Annotated in this window: 15 protein-coding genes and 3 pseudogenes; 12 read left to right on the top strand and 6 right to left on the bottom strand. The window is 70.4% G+C overall.

The features are described from left to right. Positions 1-15: 15 nt before the first annotated feature. Both KVT44_RS03305 and KVT44_RS03300 read left to right on the top strand, forming a co-directional pair. Positions 16-2151, top strand: a complete 2136-nt coding sequence (locus KVT44_RS03305) for a hypothetical protein (protein ID WP_308313900.1) — start codon at positions 16-18, stop codon at positions 2149-2151. Then, positions 2148-4286: a hypothetical protein gene (locus KVT44_RS03300; RefSeq protein ID WP_217566020.1), complete on the top strand. Its 2139-nt coding sequence runs from the start codon at positions 2148-2150 to the stop codon at positions 4284-4286. Before KVT44_RS03305 ends, KVT44_RS03300 begins: the two co-directional genes overlap by 4 nt. A 17-nt stretch (positions 4287-4303) precedes the next feature. On the opposite strand, the gene KVT44_RS03295 is transcribed toward KVT44_RS03300, so the two are convergent. Then, a complete protein-coding gene (locus tag KVT44_RS03295; protein ID WP_217566019.1) occupies positions 4304-4810 on the bottom strand; it encodes a hypothetical protein in 507 nt (168 codons plus the stop codon). Positions 4811-4968: 158 nt separating this feature from the next. Between KVT44_RS03295 and KVT44_RS03290 the strand changes: the two genes are divergently transcribed. From KVT44_RS03290 to KVT44_RS03280, 3 genes and pseudogenes are all read left to right on the top strand, one after another. Next, positions 4969-7686: a SpoIIE family protein phosphatase/ATP-binding protein gene (locus tag KVT44_RS03290; RefSeq protein ID WP_217566018.1), complete on the top strand. Its 2718-nt coding sequence runs from the start codon at positions 4969-4971 to the stop codon at positions 7684-7686. A 246-nt stretch (positions 7687-7932) separates the two neighbouring features. Further along, a pseudogene (gene rsgA, locus KVT44_RS03285) lies at positions 7933-8299 on the top strand (GTPase RsgA); the annotation flags it as partial. 441 nt (positions 8300-8740) lie between these two features. Further along, positions 8741-9010, top strand: a complete 270-nt coding sequence (locus KVT44_RS03280) for a hypothetical protein (RefSeq protein ID WP_217566017.1) — start codon at positions 8741-8743, stop codon at positions 9008-9010. A 155-nt stretch (positions 9011-9165) separates the two neighbouring features. Here KVT44_RS03280 and KVT44_RS03275 read toward each other — a convergent pair whose 3' ends face one another. Together KVT44_RS03275 and KVT44_RS03270 are read right to left on the bottom strand one after the other, a co-directional pair. Continuing rightward, positions 9166-9339 (bottom strand): hypothetical protein, encoded by a 174-nt coding sequence (locus tag KVT44_RS03275; protein WP_217566016.1) that lies wholly within the window; start codon positions 9337-9339, stop codon positions 9166-9168. 249 nt (positions 9340-9588) lie between these two features. Beyond that, the gene (locus KVT44_RS03270) at positions 9589-10164 is read right to left on the bottom strand and encodes a TetR/AcrR family transcriptional regulator (RefSeq protein ID WP_190171549.1); all 576 of its coding nucleotides are present in this window, start codon (positions 10162-10164) and stop codon (positions 9589-9591) included. Positions 10165-10302: 138 nt separating this feature from the next. On the opposite strand from KVT44_RS03270, the gene KVT44_RS03265 reads away from it, so the two are divergent. From KVT44_RS03265 to KVT44_RS60525, 7 genes and pseudogenes are all read left to right on the top strand, one after another. After that, positions 10303-10920 (top strand): class I SAM-dependent methyltransferase, encoded by a 618-nt coding sequence (locus KVT44_RS03265; RefSeq protein ID WP_217566015.1) that lies wholly within the window; start codon positions 10303-10305, stop codon positions 10918-10920. A gap of 32 nt (positions 10921-10952) precedes the next feature. Continuing rightward, positions 10953-11597 (top strand): DUF2218 domain-containing protein, encoded by a 645-nt coding sequence (locus KVT44_RS03260; RefSeq protein ID WP_217566014.1) that lies wholly within the window; start codon positions 10953-10955, stop codon positions 11595-11597. 79 nt (positions 11598-11676) lie between these two features. Next, positions 11677-12240, top strand: a pseudogene (locus KVT44_RS03255) (permease). Between the two features lie 33 nt (positions 12241-12273). Beyond that, the gene (locus tag KVT44_RS03250; RefSeq protein WP_217566013.1) at positions 12274-12672 is read left to right on the top strand and encodes a DUF6153 family protein; all 399 of its coding nucleotides are present in this window, start codon (positions 12274-12276) and stop codon (positions 12670-12672) included. Between the two features lie 85 nt (positions 12673-12757). Further along, positions 12758-13411 (top strand): DUF305 domain-containing protein, encoded by a 654-nt coding sequence (locus KVT44_RS03245; RefSeq protein WP_217566012.1) that lies wholly within the window; start codon positions 12758-12760, stop codon positions 13409-13411. Positions 13412-13434: 23 nt separating this feature from the next. Next, positions 13435-13800: a bifunctional 2-polyprenyl-6-hydroxyphenol methylase/3-demethylubiquinol 3-O-methyltransferase UbiG gene (locus tag KVT44_RS57790; protein WP_254648917.1), complete on the top strand. Its 366-nt coding sequence runs from the start codon at positions 13435-13437 to the stop codon at positions 13798-13800. Beyond that, a pseudogene (locus KVT44_RS60525) lies at positions 13767-13895 on the top strand (SAM-dependent methyltransferase); the annotation flags it as partial. The gene KVT44_RS57790 and the pseudogene KVT44_RS60525, both read left to right, overlap by 34 nt. 36 nt (positions 13896-13931) lie before the next feature. Here KVT44_RS60525 and KVT44_RS60520 read toward each other — a convergent pair. The 3 genes from KVT44_RS60520 to KVT44_RS03230 form a co-directional block, all read right to left on the bottom strand. Next, a complete protein-coding gene (locus KVT44_RS60520; RefSeq protein WP_308313899.1) occupies positions 13932-14096 on the bottom strand; it encodes a hypothetical protein in 165 nt (54 codons plus the stop codon). A gap of 352 nt (positions 14097-14448) precedes the next feature. Next, on the bottom strand, positions 14449-14763 hold the full coding sequence (locus tag KVT44_RS03235) for a hypothetical protein (RefSeq protein ID WP_217566011.1): 315 nt from the start codon (positions 14761-14763) through the stop codon (positions 14449-14451). Positions 14764-14775: 12 nt separating this feature from the next. Further along, on the bottom strand, positions 14776-15099 hold the full coding sequence (locus KVT44_RS03230; protein WP_217566010.1) for a hypothetical protein: 324 nt from the start codon (positions 15097-15099) through the stop codon (positions 14776-14778). Positions 15100-15262: the final 163 nt, after the last annotated feature.

The following is a 15262-nucleotide window of genomic DNA, read 5'->3' as shown; positions in this document are numbered from 1 at the left end:
GGACGGCAACCGCTGGTGACCAGCACCTCGCATCCCCGCCTGACGGAGCCGGACGGTCCGCGCTGGAAGACGCTCGCGTTCACCGTCCCCTCGGGCCGGCGCCGGGTCGCCCCCGTCCGCTTCGGCCCCGAGTCCCGCCGCGATCCGCTGCTGCCCCAGCTGATCCGCAACGGACTGCTCGACGACGAGGGGCAGCAGTGCGTCCAGGTCCGCCTGAACGCCGCCGACGCGGCCAACCCGGCCGCGCGCGCCCTGCTCGACGCGGAGGCGGGCACCGCCCTGCACCTGCACCGGGCGCTCGACGACACGGAGTACACGGCGCTCTTCCCGAGGATCGTCGGCTACGAACTGGACGCGGCCGAGCCGTTCCTGCTGTACGCCGCGCCGCGCGGCGCCGCCATCGCGCGTACCCATGTGATGTCCGCGACCGACCAACGGGTCCTCACCCGCGACCTGATGCTCGCCCTGTGCCTGCTGGACAGCCAGGAGCTGGTGCTGCGGGGCATCTCGCCCGCCACCGTGCTCTGGGACGGCGCCTCGGTCCAGCTCTGGGGACTGGAGGGGGCGGCCCGTAGCGGACGGCCGAGGACCCGGTGGGGCCGGGCGCCCTACTGCTCGCCCGAACAGCGCAGGGGCGAGGGGCTCGTCGATTCCCGGGACGCGGTGTGGAGCGCCGCCCAGGTGCTCTACCAGCTGGTGACCGGGCGGCCCGGCCCCGGTGACCGGGCACCCACCGACCTCGGCGAACACCGGGTGCTCGCGGAGACGTTGCGGGGCGCCTTCGCCCCGCTGGCGGCCGACCGGCCGACCCCCGCCCAACTGCTCGACCTGCTGGCGCCGGGAGCCGCCCGGCGCGTCACGCTCACCGTGCCCGCCGACGAGACCCGCGCGCACCGGGAGGCGTTCGAGCAGGCGCTGAGCCTCAAGCGGCAGGCACCCGTCACCCACCAGGGGCCCGGGACACCGGCCGGGCGCGGCAGCGACGGCCAGGTGCTGTGCCCGTACTGCCTGGAGCACATCCAGCTCGACCTCGCCTCGCTCTTCGTCACCGACAGCAGGATGCAGTACAAGCCGCTGGACGTCTCGACGATCGGCAACGCCCTGCGCCGCCAGGACGTCATGCGCGGTGCCGTCCAGAAGTGCACCGCGGACCGGGACTTTCCCGAGCACTTCATCCCGGTGCCCTACCTCACCTACGGCCGCCCGCTGACCGTCGCGATGGTCGGCCAGTCGTCCACCGGCAAGAGCCATCTGCTGACCCAGATGATCGCGGAGATCACCGACGGCGGCCTGGAGCCGTTCGGCCTGAAGTGGCAGTCCGTCAACCCGGAGCAGCACGCACGGTTCGTACGGGAACGGGTGCAGCCGCTGCGCAACGGCAAGGTCCTCGACCACACCGGTGCCCTCGGCCTGGACGGTTTCGCGCGCTTCGTGGAGTCCCTCCTCATCACCGACGCCCACGGGCAGGTACGTCCGGTCGCCTTCTTCGACCTCGGCGGCGAGGACCTCGTACGGACCGACGCCGCGCTGCGCTTCCTGCTCGGGATCGACGCCCTGATCTTCGTCGTCGACCCGGCGCTGGCCCTTCCGCTGCCACATCTGGACCACGCCAGGGAACGCTGGGGTGTCGAGGTGAACCGGGACGGCGACCTCGCCTTCGGCACCGTCCTCGACCGGCTGCCGAAGAACGGACCGTATCTGGACGTGGCCGCCGCGATGGTGCTCGGCAAGGCGGACCTCCTGCGGTTCCAGCCGCCCGTCGACCGGTGGCTGGGCCGGGCACCGGCCACCTCACTCGACCCCGAACGGACGCGTGAGGAGAGCCGGGACGTGTACGGGCTGCTGCGACAGCACGCCGGCCCGGCCTGGCTGCGCCCCTTCGACGCGATCCGCCGGTGCACCCTGCATGTCGCGTCGGCCACCGGCGGCCAGGAGGACCAGGGCCGCTATCCGGCGGGGGCGGGGCCCCGGCGGGTGCTGGAGCCGCTGCTGGCGCTGCTGGCGCTGCACGGGATGGTCGAAGTGCCGGGCGGCGCCGAGGCGTTCGCCGTGGGAGAGGCGCCCGCGTTCGAGGCGGTGCCGTCGGCGAGGGCCGGACGAACCGGGGGAGCGGTGGGAGCCGCGGGATCCGCGCGAGGTGAGGCGAAGTGAGCGACTTCCAGGATCGAGTGAGCGAGTTCCGGGATCGGAGGAGTCCGGCCGCCCACGGGGAGCAGGCCGGCGCGCACGGGCCGGGCGGTGGCGGCGCCGGGGGCTCGGTGCACCAGGTCGTCTTCCGGTGGGACGGCAACCAGGGCCGCCAGGGCACCGGCATGAAGGCCGTCGCCCACTCCTGCCCGGCCGAACGCGCCGAGGAACTGGGCCGGGAACTGGGCCCGCTGCTGTGGGTGTCCGGTACGGCCGCCTCACGGCAGAGCGTCGTACGCACCCTGTCCCGCGACGGCGACGTCATGCTCGTCCAGCGCTGGCCCACCACCGACCGCGGCGGCCGGCCCAGCACGATCAGCCATGTCCTGATCGGTGACCCCGGAACTCTGAAGATCCGCCAGTGCCTCGGCCTCTCCTACGGCGGCTGGGGCAGCAGGGAGTCCGCCGAGAAGGCCTCCGGACGCCTGCGCGTGATCGAGTGCGCCCAGCTCGACGCGGTGGCGCGCAAACGGCTCCCGGCCATGCTGGAGCTGCTGCCGGCGGTCAAGCACGCGTTGATCCTGGTCGCCGCGGAGTGGCTGCGCGATCCGGCGCAGCGGGTGTCGCTGCTCGCGGAGGAGAAGGGGCAGCCCGGCTGGCCGGACCAGGACACCGTGCCGGTGGCGTATCTGGGGCTGTTCCTGCTCTTCGGGCGCTGGCTGGGGCAGGAGTGGACGTTCGCCACCCACGACACGGTGGACACCCATCAGCTGCGTCTGACGTGCGTCCCGCACTGGGAGCCGGACGCGGGCGGGGCCGGTCCGCTGGCCCGGGTCACGGGCCGTCGGGTCACCGCCCGGTTCGAGCACAAGGCGGCCGCCCGACTGGTGGACCACCTCCTCGACCACCTCCTCGCGCACCCCGACGCCGCCGCCGGGGTGCCCCAGCTGGTCGATGAGCTCGCCGGCGGCGCGGGGCTGGAGTGGGCGCGGCGGCGCGTCCTGCTGCACGAGATCCTCAGCACCGACCGCCGAACCGGCACGCGCACCGACCCGCCCGCCCCCGCGCCCCGCTCCGCGGAACCGGGCCCGGTCGGGGAGGGGGACGAGGGAGGCGAGGACCGGGAACGGGCCGAGACGACGCCCCCGCCGCGGCTCCCGAAGCCGTACGCGTACCCCGACCCGCACCTCGACCCGCGCCCGGATGTGTACTCGGACCCGCGCCCGGATGTGTACTCGGACCCGCGCCCGGATGTGTACCCGGACCCGCGCCCGGATGCATACCCGGACCCGCATCCGGACTCGTACGCCGACCCGTATCCGGACACCTACGCGGCCCCGGCACCCGAGGATTCTCCCCCCATGGCCCCTCCGCGCCCGCTGCGGACGCCGGTCCAGGCGCCGGTCCGGACTCCGGCCCACGAGGCGTACGGGCTGCACGAGGACCTCCTTGACCATCGGCGTGGGAACCACATGCAACGCAGTCTCCTGGCGGCGCGTCTGCGCACCCTGCCCGACGAGTTGCTCCTGGGCGAGCTGCGCTCCGCCGATCTGCCACCGGAGTCCGTGGAACTCCTGCTCGACGAGCTGGGGAACGAGGACCGCCTCCAGGAGCGCCGACCGGAGATGCGGCACGACCTGTGCGCGGAGGTGCTCCACAACGGCCTGTACTTCACGCCGTACGGACAGGGCCCGGAACCCGTGTCCAGGACGGCCATGGTCACCCGGGCTGCCGACCTCTTCTCCTGGGCCGTCGCCCCGCTGGCCCGGGAAGAGCGCTATCTGCGCGATCTGCGCGAGCTGCTCCATCGCATGACCCGGGACAGCCACCCCACTGGGGGCAACTGGCTCCGCCAGAGCATCATCGCCCCGGCGAACGGCCAGGTCCCCGACCTGCCGCCGGTCCTGTGGCAGCAGATCCTGCGCGACGTGCTCAGCCGGGGCGAGCGAGCCCCCTCCGCCCCGCAGTCGCCCTTCGCCTCCCAGTCGCCCTACACCGTCCCGGCCCCCACGACGGCCCCGGAACTCTCCTCCACCCCGCCGAGACCCCCCACCCTCACGTCCCGGCTCTCCGACCTGACGAACAACCCGGGCTGCGTGATGGGAGTCGGCTTCGCCGTGATCGCCGTGCTCATCACCATCGTCCTGATCGCCCTGTGAACCCAGGTGTGTCCAGGCTACGGAAACGCCACATCGTGCTCGCGTTCACACCGGTCGTGCTGGAGGTGGAGCCGACGGAGATCCTGCAGGGCGGCGACGGGAAACGGGTGCTGAACCCACTTCGTCAGATAGCCGTCCTCACCGTGGAGCCGAAGCACCGATTGAGCGGCCTCCATGACGACGTGCCCGAGGAGGCCGCGGGTCTGCGTGGAGGTCCAGGAGGGTGTGCCTTCCCGGTCGGGCGCTTCGAAGCTCGTGGACATGTCGGGAAACCGATAGATTGCGATATCGACGTCCGACCCCCTGCTTCGCAGGACCCACCTCACTTCGGCCGGTTCGAGGTCGAAGGAGAAGCGTTGGACGGCGATGGTGCCGTAGAGACCCGCGACACCATGGAGCAGGTCGGCCAGGGCGTCGGTGCAGTAGCTGACGACGCCCTGCCACTCCGAAGAGCTGTCCGCGAGGCGGCAAGTCGCCCAACCACTGCCGTTCAGTTCCCAACCGAACCGGAGATCATTCGTCATCCCGCCCCTCCCGGTGATCATCCCCGGAGACGGTACAGCGGAGAGACGCCACCAGCCGCGCTCGTGCCGCTGCCCTCGGCGGTCGGGCGCGTCCCCGGGCGATCATGGGCCACGGGTGGGCCATGGCCGCTCGGGATCACCAGTGCTAGAAAGGTCACATGGCGAATCGTTTCGCCGGTTTTCGACGCTTTTCACTCAGGCCGCTCGTCAGCAGGAGCCCGCGAAGCGTAGCCGGGCAGGTGTTCGTTCTTCAGGTGGCGCTGGTCGTGCTGCTCGTGGCCTGCGGTGTGTTCGCCCTTGCCCTGCAGTCGGAGCGGGACACCACCGCCGAGGCCAAGCGCCGTTCCGTGGCCACGGCGGAGACCTTCGCGCACTCTCCCGGGGTCGTGGCGGCACTGCGGAGCCCCGACCCGAGCAAGATCCTCCAGCCGGCCACCGAGGCGGCCCGCAAGGCCGCCGGGGTCGACTTCATCGTGGTCATGAACACCAAGGGCATCCGCTACACCCACCCCATACCGAGCCTGATCGGCAAGAGATTCGTGGGCACCATCGGGCCGTCGCTGGCGGGGAAGGTCTACACGGAAAGCGTGCACGGCCCGCTCGGCCACGAGGTACAGGCCACCGTCCCCATCAAGGGCACCGGGGACAAGGTGGTCGGCCTGGTGTCGGCCGGTCTGAAGGTCAAGAACGTGACCAGTGAGGTGAACCGGCAACTACCGATCATCCTGGGCGCCGGGGTCGGGGCACTCGTGGTGTCCACCGGGGTGACGGCACTGGTGGGCCGACGGCTGCGACGGCAGACCCACAGCCTGGCCCCGGACGAGATGACCCGCATGTACGACCACCACGACACGGTGCTGCACTCCGTACGCGAAGGAGTGCTCATCGTCGCCGGCGACGGGCGGCTGCTGCTGGCGAACGACGAGGCCAGACGGCTGCTGGAGTTGCCCCCCGACGCCGAGGGGCAGCTCGTGTCGCAGCTGTCGAACCTCGAACCCGAGACGGTGGAGCTGCTCGTCTCCGGGCGCGAGGCCACCGACGAGGTGCACTTCGCCGGGGAACGGCTGCTGGCGGTCAACCAGCGGCCCACGGGGCGTGACGGAGGCATCGAGGGAACGGTGGTGACGCTGCGCGACTCCACCGAGCTCCAGGCGGTCACCGGCAGGGCCGAGGTCGCACGGGAGCGGCTCAAGCTGCTGTACGACGCCGGACTCGGCGTCGGCACCACCCTGGACGTGCGGTGCACCGCCGACGAGCTGGCGCGGGTCGCCGTCCCCCGCTTCGCCGACTTCGTCACCGTAGACCTGGCCGACGCCGTGCTGCACGGCGAGGAGCCGGCCCCCACGGCGACGGACCTGCGACGCATCGCCGTGTGCGGCATCCGGAACGACCATCCGCTCTACGAAAGGGGCCGGCTGATCGACTTCGTGCCCTCCACGCCCCAGGCGCGCGGCTACGGCAGCGGCCGCTCCGAACTGGTGACGGACCTGTCGATCGCCACGGGCTGGCACGCGCAGGACCCGGAGCGCACCAAGGAGATCGTCGACTACGGCATCCACTCCCTCATCGCCGCCCCGATCCAGGCCGGCGGTGTCGTGCTGGGCGTGGCCAACTTCTGGCGCGCCAAGCAGCACGAGCCCTTCGACGACGAGGAGCTGTCGCTGGCGGAGGAACTGGTGGCCCGGGCCGCGGTCAGCATCGACAACGCCCGCCGCTACACCCGCGAGCACGCGGTGGCGGTCACCCTCCAGCGCAGCCTGCTCCCGCGGGCCCTGCCCGAGCAGAGCGCCCTCGACGTCGGCTACCGCTACCTGCCCGCCCAGTCGGGCGTGAGCGGGGACTGGTTCGATGTGATTCCCCTGCCGGGGAGCCGGGTGGCGCTGGCCGTCGGCGACGTGGTCGGCCACGGCCTGCACGCCGCCGCCACGATGGGGCGGCTGCGGACCGCGGTGCACAACTTCTCCACCCTCGATCTGCCCCCCGACGAGCTGCTGAGCCATCTCGACGACCTGGTCGGCCGCATCGACCAGGACGAGCAGGACACCGACGGTGCCGCGGGCGTCGTGGGCGCCACCTGCCTGTACGCGATCTACGACCCCGTGACGCGCCGCTGCGTCATGGCACGTGCGGGACACCTGGCGCCCGCGCTCGTCCACCCCGACGGAACCGTCACCTTCGTGGACGTGCCGACCGGGCCTCCCCTCGGCCTGGGCGGCCTGCCGTTCCAGACCGCCGAACTGGACATCGAGGAGGGCGCCCAGCTCGTCCTGTACACCGACGGCCTCATCGAGGACCGCAGACGCGACCTGGACGTGGGCATGGAACTGCTCCGCGACGCACTGGCGGGGCACCCCGACCGGTCGCCCGAGGAGAGCTGTCAGGCCGTGCTGGACGAACTGCTGCCCGGCCGCCCCAAGGACGACGTCGCCCTGCTCATCGCCCGCACCCGGGGGCTGCCGTCCGACCGGATCGCCGACTGGGACGTGCCGCTCGACCCGGCGGCCGTCGCTGGGATGCGCGAGACCGTGTCCCAGAAGCTCGACGAGTGGAGCCTGTCCGAGCTCGGCTTCAGCACGGAACTCATCCTGAGCGAACTCATCACCAACGCCATGCGCTACGGCTCCGAGCCGATCCACGTACGGCTGATCCGCGACCGTACGCTCATCTGCGAGGTGTCCGACAGCAGCAGCACCTCGCCGCATCTGCGGTACGCGGCGACCATGGACGAGGGAGGCCGGGGCCTGTTCCTGGTGTCGCAGATGGCCGAGCGCTGGGGCACCCGGTACACCCCCCAGGGCAAGGTGATCTGGGCCGAACAGGCACTGCCACGGATCACCGGGCAGCCCGGCCCGGGATCGCGGCCGGGCGCGCCGTAATTCGATGGCGCCGCGGGTCCGTCTGCCTCTGAGGTCGTGGCTGTTCGAGCGGTGACCGATGGTTACCGCGGGTGACTCGTGCACGTCTGGTGCATGTCCGGGAGGTGTGACCGATGGCTGTCTTCGAGATGGGCGCTGCCCGTATCCAGAAGTTCATCAAGTCCACCTCCGTGGCCGCCGGCTGACCTTCCTCTTCTCTCCGCGCCCGAGCGCGCGTGCCGGGGCCGCCCTTGTGAAGGGTCTCCCTTGACTTCCGCTTTTCTCGCTTTCCCCTCTTCACCGTTCGCCGCGCTCGTTCCCTACGGCTGGGACGACGTCTGGGCGGAGGAGTTCGCCCCGTACGCCACCGAAGGGCTGCTGGCCGGGCGGGTGATCCGGGTCGACCGTGGTCAGTGCGACGTGGTCACCACCGACGGGGTGCTGCAACCCGCGCTACGTGCGTACGTGTCTGCCGCGCCGTACCGCCTTCGTACGCTCCACCTCATCCAAGCGATCCGAGGGGCAGATCCTCGCGGCCAACGTCGACTACGCCGTCGTCGCCGTGTCCCTCGCCCTGGAACTCGACCTCGGCCGCGTCGAACGATTCCTCGCGCTGGCCTGGGAGAGCGGCGCGACTGTGCAGCGGGGGAGCACGCTTGGAAAGCGTCCCGCGTGGACTTCGGCGAACAGTGACCTGGTTCACCGTGCCGGGTCGGGGAGCAAGAGGAAGCACCGTCTCGCGGCACTCGGCGGCCGCGTCGATTGTCAGTGGCGGTCGTTACGGTTGGGACGACTCAGCAGTTCGCGAGGCCGCCGAGCAGGGTGCGACTGCCGTCCTGGTGCTGAACGCATTCGGCGCCGAGCAGACTGTCCCGGCGTTGCGACGGTTCGCCCAGCGGCACCGTGTTGCGACCACGCGATCGGGCAGACGGCACGCTGGGAGCGGTATCGGTCCCGTGCCGGCGTACGTACCCGATGCGAAGACGCTGGAGTTCGCCGCTGACCTGGCGAGGAACTCCTCACTCGCAGCCGTTGGGGGGCCAATCTGTTCCCCCTGCGCGGGTGGGCGGCACAGGTGAACGCCGTCGACCTCACGCGCCCGGAGGACGAGACCGACGGGTTGGATGCGCGGCTCACGTCGGCACTGGACAGGTTGAAGTCCTACGGAAACAACGGTTATGGGCCACCGTTCGACCGTCAGCAGGCAGCGCGAATTCTCGACGACTTTCAGGCTGCTGGTTTGCTCGACCGTGATGTGGTTCTCGGCGCCATGGCCGCCCAAGGCGTCAGCCCCAACGGCCTGAAACGCCTCGGCCAGCTCATCGACGCCCCCGGTGGCCGGTAACGACCAACCTCCACACCAGCGCGGGCAACCGGCCACGGGCTGGTGTCGCTCTGCCCGCAGTGCCGACGGCTGGCCGCAAAACTCACGCACCGGCTCGCCGTCTACGCCGCTGCCCGATTCCTGCTCGGGTGAGACGGGCCCGGCGCTGTGGGGTCTCACGGGCGCTGCGCCTCTTCGGTCGGGCGCGGCACTGGATTCAGGGTCAATACGTTGTACGCGTAGATCGCGGATAGGTCCAGGACGGTCCTGGGCGTGCCACCCGGGCGAAGCAGGGAGACGATCGGGTCGTCGATCCGCTCGCCTCTATAGATGGCCGCAGGGGCTGTCATGTCAGGGGCGTAGAAACGGCCGTAGCGCTTCATCCAACCCTCCGAGTCGCGTCAGCTCTATGGCTGCCGTTCGCGTGAACGAGCCGGCCGCAGCGGAAGCCGGCCAGAGCAACTTGTAGCGACGGAAGCTTGTTACGAGCTGCACGGTTCCGTGCCCGGCCACGTGCAGCTCGCCATGGATGCGCGTCGAGGTCCACTGAGACGGATCGGCCACCCCTCCGAGCACCTGAAACGGACCCAGGGCCGGCGTCAGCCCGGCGGACGCAGTCCGGTCAGCGTGACCGCGACGAGGCGCTGGACCGCTGCCTTGGAAGCGAGGGCGCCGGCCGCGGCGAGGGCGTGCAGACAGTAGCTCGCCAGTTCGTCCGGGGAGACGTCGTCCCGGATGTCCCCAGCCTGCGCACCCTCGGCCAGCAGTTCCCGGAGGAAGTGCTGGAGGTGCTGCTCCGCTCCGGCGACGTGCTCGCCTCGGTGCAACAGCGCTCCGAGTTCCGCGCCGTGGCCGCGGCGCCGCTGCTGGATGAACGCGTACGCCTCCAGTACCCGTTCGAGCCGCTCGCCGGGGCCGCCGGGGCCGTGCCGGAGTTCGGCGAGTTCGTGGAGGTGTCCGGAGATCTGGCGCTCATGCCAGGCCACCATGATCGATTCGACGTCCGGGAAGTACTTGTACAGCGTGGCCCGGCCGATACCGCTCTCCTCGGCGATCTTCGACATCGTCACCGCACGCAGCCCGTCCTCCATCACCAGCGCCGCCGTGGTCTCCAGAACGGCGTCGCGTACGGCGCGACGGTGCTCCTCGATGGTCTCGTTCCACAGCTTCGGCACCGCCCCAGCATACGACCCGCCGATGTCGATACAGATTGGATTGACAGCGACAGAGTGTATCGATAAAAGTTAGGTTGTTACGGGGACCTGGACGCTTGCCCCTCGCGGGCACCGCCCCCCGACGGGAAGGACACCCACATGACCGGCTCACCCCACCGCCCCGGCGGCCTGGCACCGCATGAGCCCGATGACCTCTACGCCGTCCCGCCGCCCTGGGACATCGGACGGCCCCAACCAGCGTTTCTCGCCCTAGCCAAGGTCGGCGCTCTGCGGGGCCGGGTGCTCGACATCGGCTGCGGAACGGGCGAACACGCCCTCATGGCCGCCGGACTCGGCCTCCACGCCACCGGCGTCGACCTCGCCTCCCGCGCCCTGTACACCGCCGAGACCAAGGCACACGACCGCAGCAGCAAGGCTCGCTTCCTCCGTCACGACGCCCGCCAACTGGCTGGCCTGGGCGAACAATTCGACACCGTGCTCGACTGCGGCCTTTTCCACGTCTTCGACGATGACGACCGCACCGCGTACATCGACGGCCTGCGGTCCGTGCTCCCGCCGCGCGGCCGCTTCTTCATGCTCTGCTGCAGCGACCGGGAGCAGAGCAGCTGGGGGCGCGTACACAAGGTGACGCGGGAGGAGATCGAGGCCGCGTTCGCCGACGGATGGCGGATCGAGTCCATCGAGGCCACCACGATCGAGATCACCACCGACCCCGACGGCCTCCGGTCCTGGCTGACCGCCGCCACCAGGATCTGAGTTCTCCGCCCGCGACCGAGCCGAGGAAGCCCATGCTCACCGCCGAAGCCCACATCGAGACCGAACGTCCCAGCCGCTACCTCGTACAACTGTGCAAGCACTTCGACAACAAGGGTCGCCATCTGGGTCATCGCCCACGCACCCACCGCGGCGGTGGCGCCCAGGCACCGTCCGAGACCCACACACCTCCCGAGATTCGACTTGACCAGATCCACGTCGAATGGACCGACACCCACGGAACGGTTCGCCTGCCCTGGGGCACCTGCGCCTTGCAGGCAGCCCCAGGCGCGTTGACACTGCGCGCCCAGTCGCCGGACGAGGAGAGTCTGCGGCGACTGCAGGACCTCGTCACCACCCACCTCAGCAGGTTCAGCAGGCGCGATCCGCTGCAGGTGGACTGGCAGCGGCCCGCAGCGCCTGCCGTTCAGACCGCCGCGTCGGCTCCCGCGGTTCCCCCACGAGGCGCGGCATTGCGCCGACGCCGTGGCGGGTGGACCTGGGTCGCCGCAGTCGTAGCGCTGGCCGCTGTCGTGGCCGTGCATCTGGGGCTGGGCGGGGCCGTTCTGGCAGACACGAGGTGGACTGGTTGGGCCGTCGGCTTCGTCGTGACGGCCGCCGTGGTAAAGATCGGCGTCGTCGGCAGTCTCGCCATCCGTCGCGGCCGCCGTACCGGGTAGAAACCGGAGTCCTGGGATAACACACCCCCGGGGGATATTCGCTCCGTGACCACTACCACCTCCGGAAGGGTGCAGGTCTGTGGATGCGCTCGGGCACGCTCTGTCCATTGCCGGGTCGATGACCTGGGAGGTCACCTGAGCACTGATCCTCGGCTTCACCCTGTCCGCCGTTGTACAGGCGGTGGTGCGTCGCTCGACGGTCGTACGACTTCTCGGTGACGACCGGCCGCGCGCGCTCGCCCTGTCCGCCGGGCTCGGAGCCGCCTCGTTCTCCTGCTCGTACGCGGCCGTGGCCCTCGCGCAATCAGCTTCGGCGGCGTGATCGCCTTCATCTACGCCGACCTGCTGATCCTCCCGATCCTCAACATCTACCGGAAGTGCTACGGCGCCCGCATGGCCGCCTTCCTCCTGGTCACCTTCTTCGCCGCGATGGCCGTCGCCGGATACGTCGATCCCCGAGGAAGGGATCACCTGGAACGACACGACCTGGCTCAACATGGCGTTTCTGCTGCTGACCGCGAGTCTGCTCGTACGGTTCTGGCGCACCGGCGGCCCAGCGACACTGGGGATGAAGGGCGGCTCACCCGATCACGCTGAACATGAGCACGGCGGCGACCGTATGTACGACGAACACCCTCACTGAACCGACGTCACACGCCTATCTGGGATGAGCCCGATGACGAGCCCGCAGCAGCACCCTCCGCGACCGCCTGTCGGGCGGTGGCGGGCGCTGCTCGTGCTCGGGCTGTTGGCAGGGCTGCTCGGCATGCACGCCCTGGCTCCCGGCGGTGGTCTCCACAAACACGAACGCGCTGAGCGGCAGCACATGACGGCAGCGGTCAGCGCCCCTCATGACTGCTCCGGAGACGGCCACTGCGGCGGAGGCCACCTCCAGCACGCCGACTCGACCTGCGTGTCAAGTGCAGTGACCGACGGGCCGACATTGCCTGCCCTCGTTCCCGACCCGGGAGCCGTACCGGTACGTGCCGACACCGTGTGCTCGTACGCGGCTCCGGCCCCGGACGGCGCCCGCGCCCCACCGTCCCTGGCGGAACTCCAACTCCTGCGGATCTAGACACCGCGCGCCACCGCGCCCACTGCTCAGCGACGCGGTGCCCCTCGGCACATCCAGATCCCTTTCCCACAGCAGGAGTTCCCGCATGCGCAACAACCGTACGCTCCCCCGCCGTGCCGCCCTCGCGGCTACGGCTGTCACCGCCGCTCTCGTCCTCGCCGCCTGCGGCAACGACAGCGACAGCGCGAGCAGCGGGCACGAGGGCCTCAGCTCCGCGTCCTCGTCCGCGAGCGCCGACACCACCACCGTAGCGCACAACGCCCAGGACATCTCCTTCGCGCAGGGCATGATCCCGCACCACCAGCAGGCTCTGGAAATGGCGAAGCTCGCCGCCGACCGAGCCTCCTCCGCCGAGGTAGAGGACCTCGCCGCGCGCATCGAGAAGGCCCAGGACCCGGAGATCCAGACCATGAGCGGCTGGCTCAAGTCCTGGGGCAAGGACGTACCGACGTCCGACAGCTCGATGGAATCGATGCCCGGCATGGACCACTCAGCGCACTCCGACATGCCCGGAATGATGGACAGCAAGGACATGGCCAAGCTGGAGAAGGCGTCTGGTGTGGACTTCGACACCATGTTCCTCACCATGATGATCGAGCACCACCAAGGCGCGGTCGAGATGGCCACCACCGAGAAGGACAAGGGCAAGTACGTTCCCGCCACGTCCATGTCCGACGGCATCATCACCGCGCAGACCGCCGAGATCACCGAGATGAACAAGCTCCTCGGCAAGAACTGACACACCTCGGGGGAGGGTGCCCGGTGCGGGCACCGGGCACCCTCCCCTCCCCCCACTGCAGCGACGAGGCGAACATGGGCGACCAGAAGAACCCGAACGACGAGCCCGTGGCCGATGCCCAGCGCGCCCACTGGCAGGCGACCTACACCCAGCACCCGCAGATGTACGGCATGGAGCCATCCGAACCCGCACGTCGTGCGGCCGAGGTCCTCCGTGCGGCCGGCGCAGGCACGCTGCTCGAACTCGGCGCGGGGCATGGCCGGGACGCCCTGTTCTTCGCGCGCAAGGGCTTCACCGTGTACGCCACCGACTTCAGTGCCACCGCCCTGAAGCAACTCACGGAAGCCGCCCGGGAATCCGGCGTCGCCGACCGGCCCAGATCACGATAACCGTTCACGACGTACGCGACCCGCTGCCGCTGCCCGACGCCTCCGTGGACGCCGTGTTCGCCCACATGCTGTTGTGCATGGCCCTGTCCACGAAGGAGATCCGGGCCGCCATGGACGAGATCGCCCGGGTCCTACGCCCGTGCGGCCTCCTCATCCACACCGTCCGCCACACCGGCGACGCCCATTACAGGCAGGGCATCGACCACGGCGACGGCGTCTACGAACACGGCGGCTTCGCCGTCCACTTCTTCGACGAGGCCCTCTTGAAGAGCCTCGCCCAGGGCTGGAAGATGCACCGCGTCGCTCCTGCTCTACCCGCACCTGGTGTTCAGCGCCTACGGCACAGCCATCGACGACGACGTCACGGACCGTCTGATCGCCGGCGGTGTCGACATGTTCCTCGGCCACTACACGCCACGCATCACCAAGCCGTAGTCGCCTCGCGCAGGCGCAGCGCCGCCTTCTCACCTCGGCGACCGGCTGACGGGAAGGCCCCCAACTGCCATCGCCACCGGGACGAGCCCGGACCGTATCGGTCAGTAGCCCAGAATCCGCAGGAGTACGCTCCGCCACGGAGACCGTTCTCGTCGAGCGCTGTGCACTACGCACCGTCGCGCATTGCCGCGTCGGCGGACGCCGTCGGCGCGGTCACACCCGGTGGCGCAGGACAGCCCAGCCGCCCCAGCCCGCCTGGGCCTCGACGGCGTGCCACTGTCCGGGCAGCGCGGCGGTGACGTCGTCGGCGGCCACATACAGCGGCCCGCGCCCGCCGAGCTGGTTGATCCACAACAGCACGCCGTCGAGGGCCAGGACTCGAGCGATCTCTGCGGGGAACAGCAGCATGTCGATGGCGGCGATGACCGCAACCTGGGCGTCGGCCATGGGCAGAGCACTGGCGTCGGCCCTCACTCGCAACGGTGAGCGTCCGGCGACCTGACGGAGCATCTGCTCCGCCAGATCCACGCTGATCACCCGCTAGAAGGCGCTGTCGAGCAGCGGGGTGAACAGGCCGGTGCCCGATCCGAGTTCCAGGCAGGACCCGTCAGGGAAGGGGCCGCCGCGGTCCAGGGCGTCGCGCAGCGGATCGTCACGTCCGGTGGCGCGGCTGGTGTCCCACTCGGCGGCCAGCTCGTCGAACTGACCGGCGATGAAGCGGGCGGTACCGGCGTCCCAGGAGCGGCGGCCTGCCGCCAAGTCGCGGGCGAAAGCGCGGAAGACCTCTGCCGTCCCCGTCGGCGGAAGGGGTTTGCCGCCCGGGCTCGGCCAGATGCGGGGCAGCGTCGCAGTCACGGCAGACACGACGCATATTCCAGCAGGGCGGCGGCGTAGGACGGATCGGCTCTGGGGTGGACAGCCCAGGTCCACCCCAGGATGGAGAACGAACGTCTCGACAGGTGCGCTCGGTGTCTTCCCTGGCTCGGTGACCAGGTCGAGTCCCGACTGCAGGCCGGCGCCCCAAGTC

The organism is Streptomyces sp. GbtcB7 (assembly GCF_019091445.1).
GTDB lineage: Bacteria > Actinomycetota > Actinomycetes > Streptomycetales > Streptomycetaceae > Streptomyces > Streptomyces mirabilis.
This window is presented reverse-complemented; position numbering and strand designations above follow the sequence as displayed.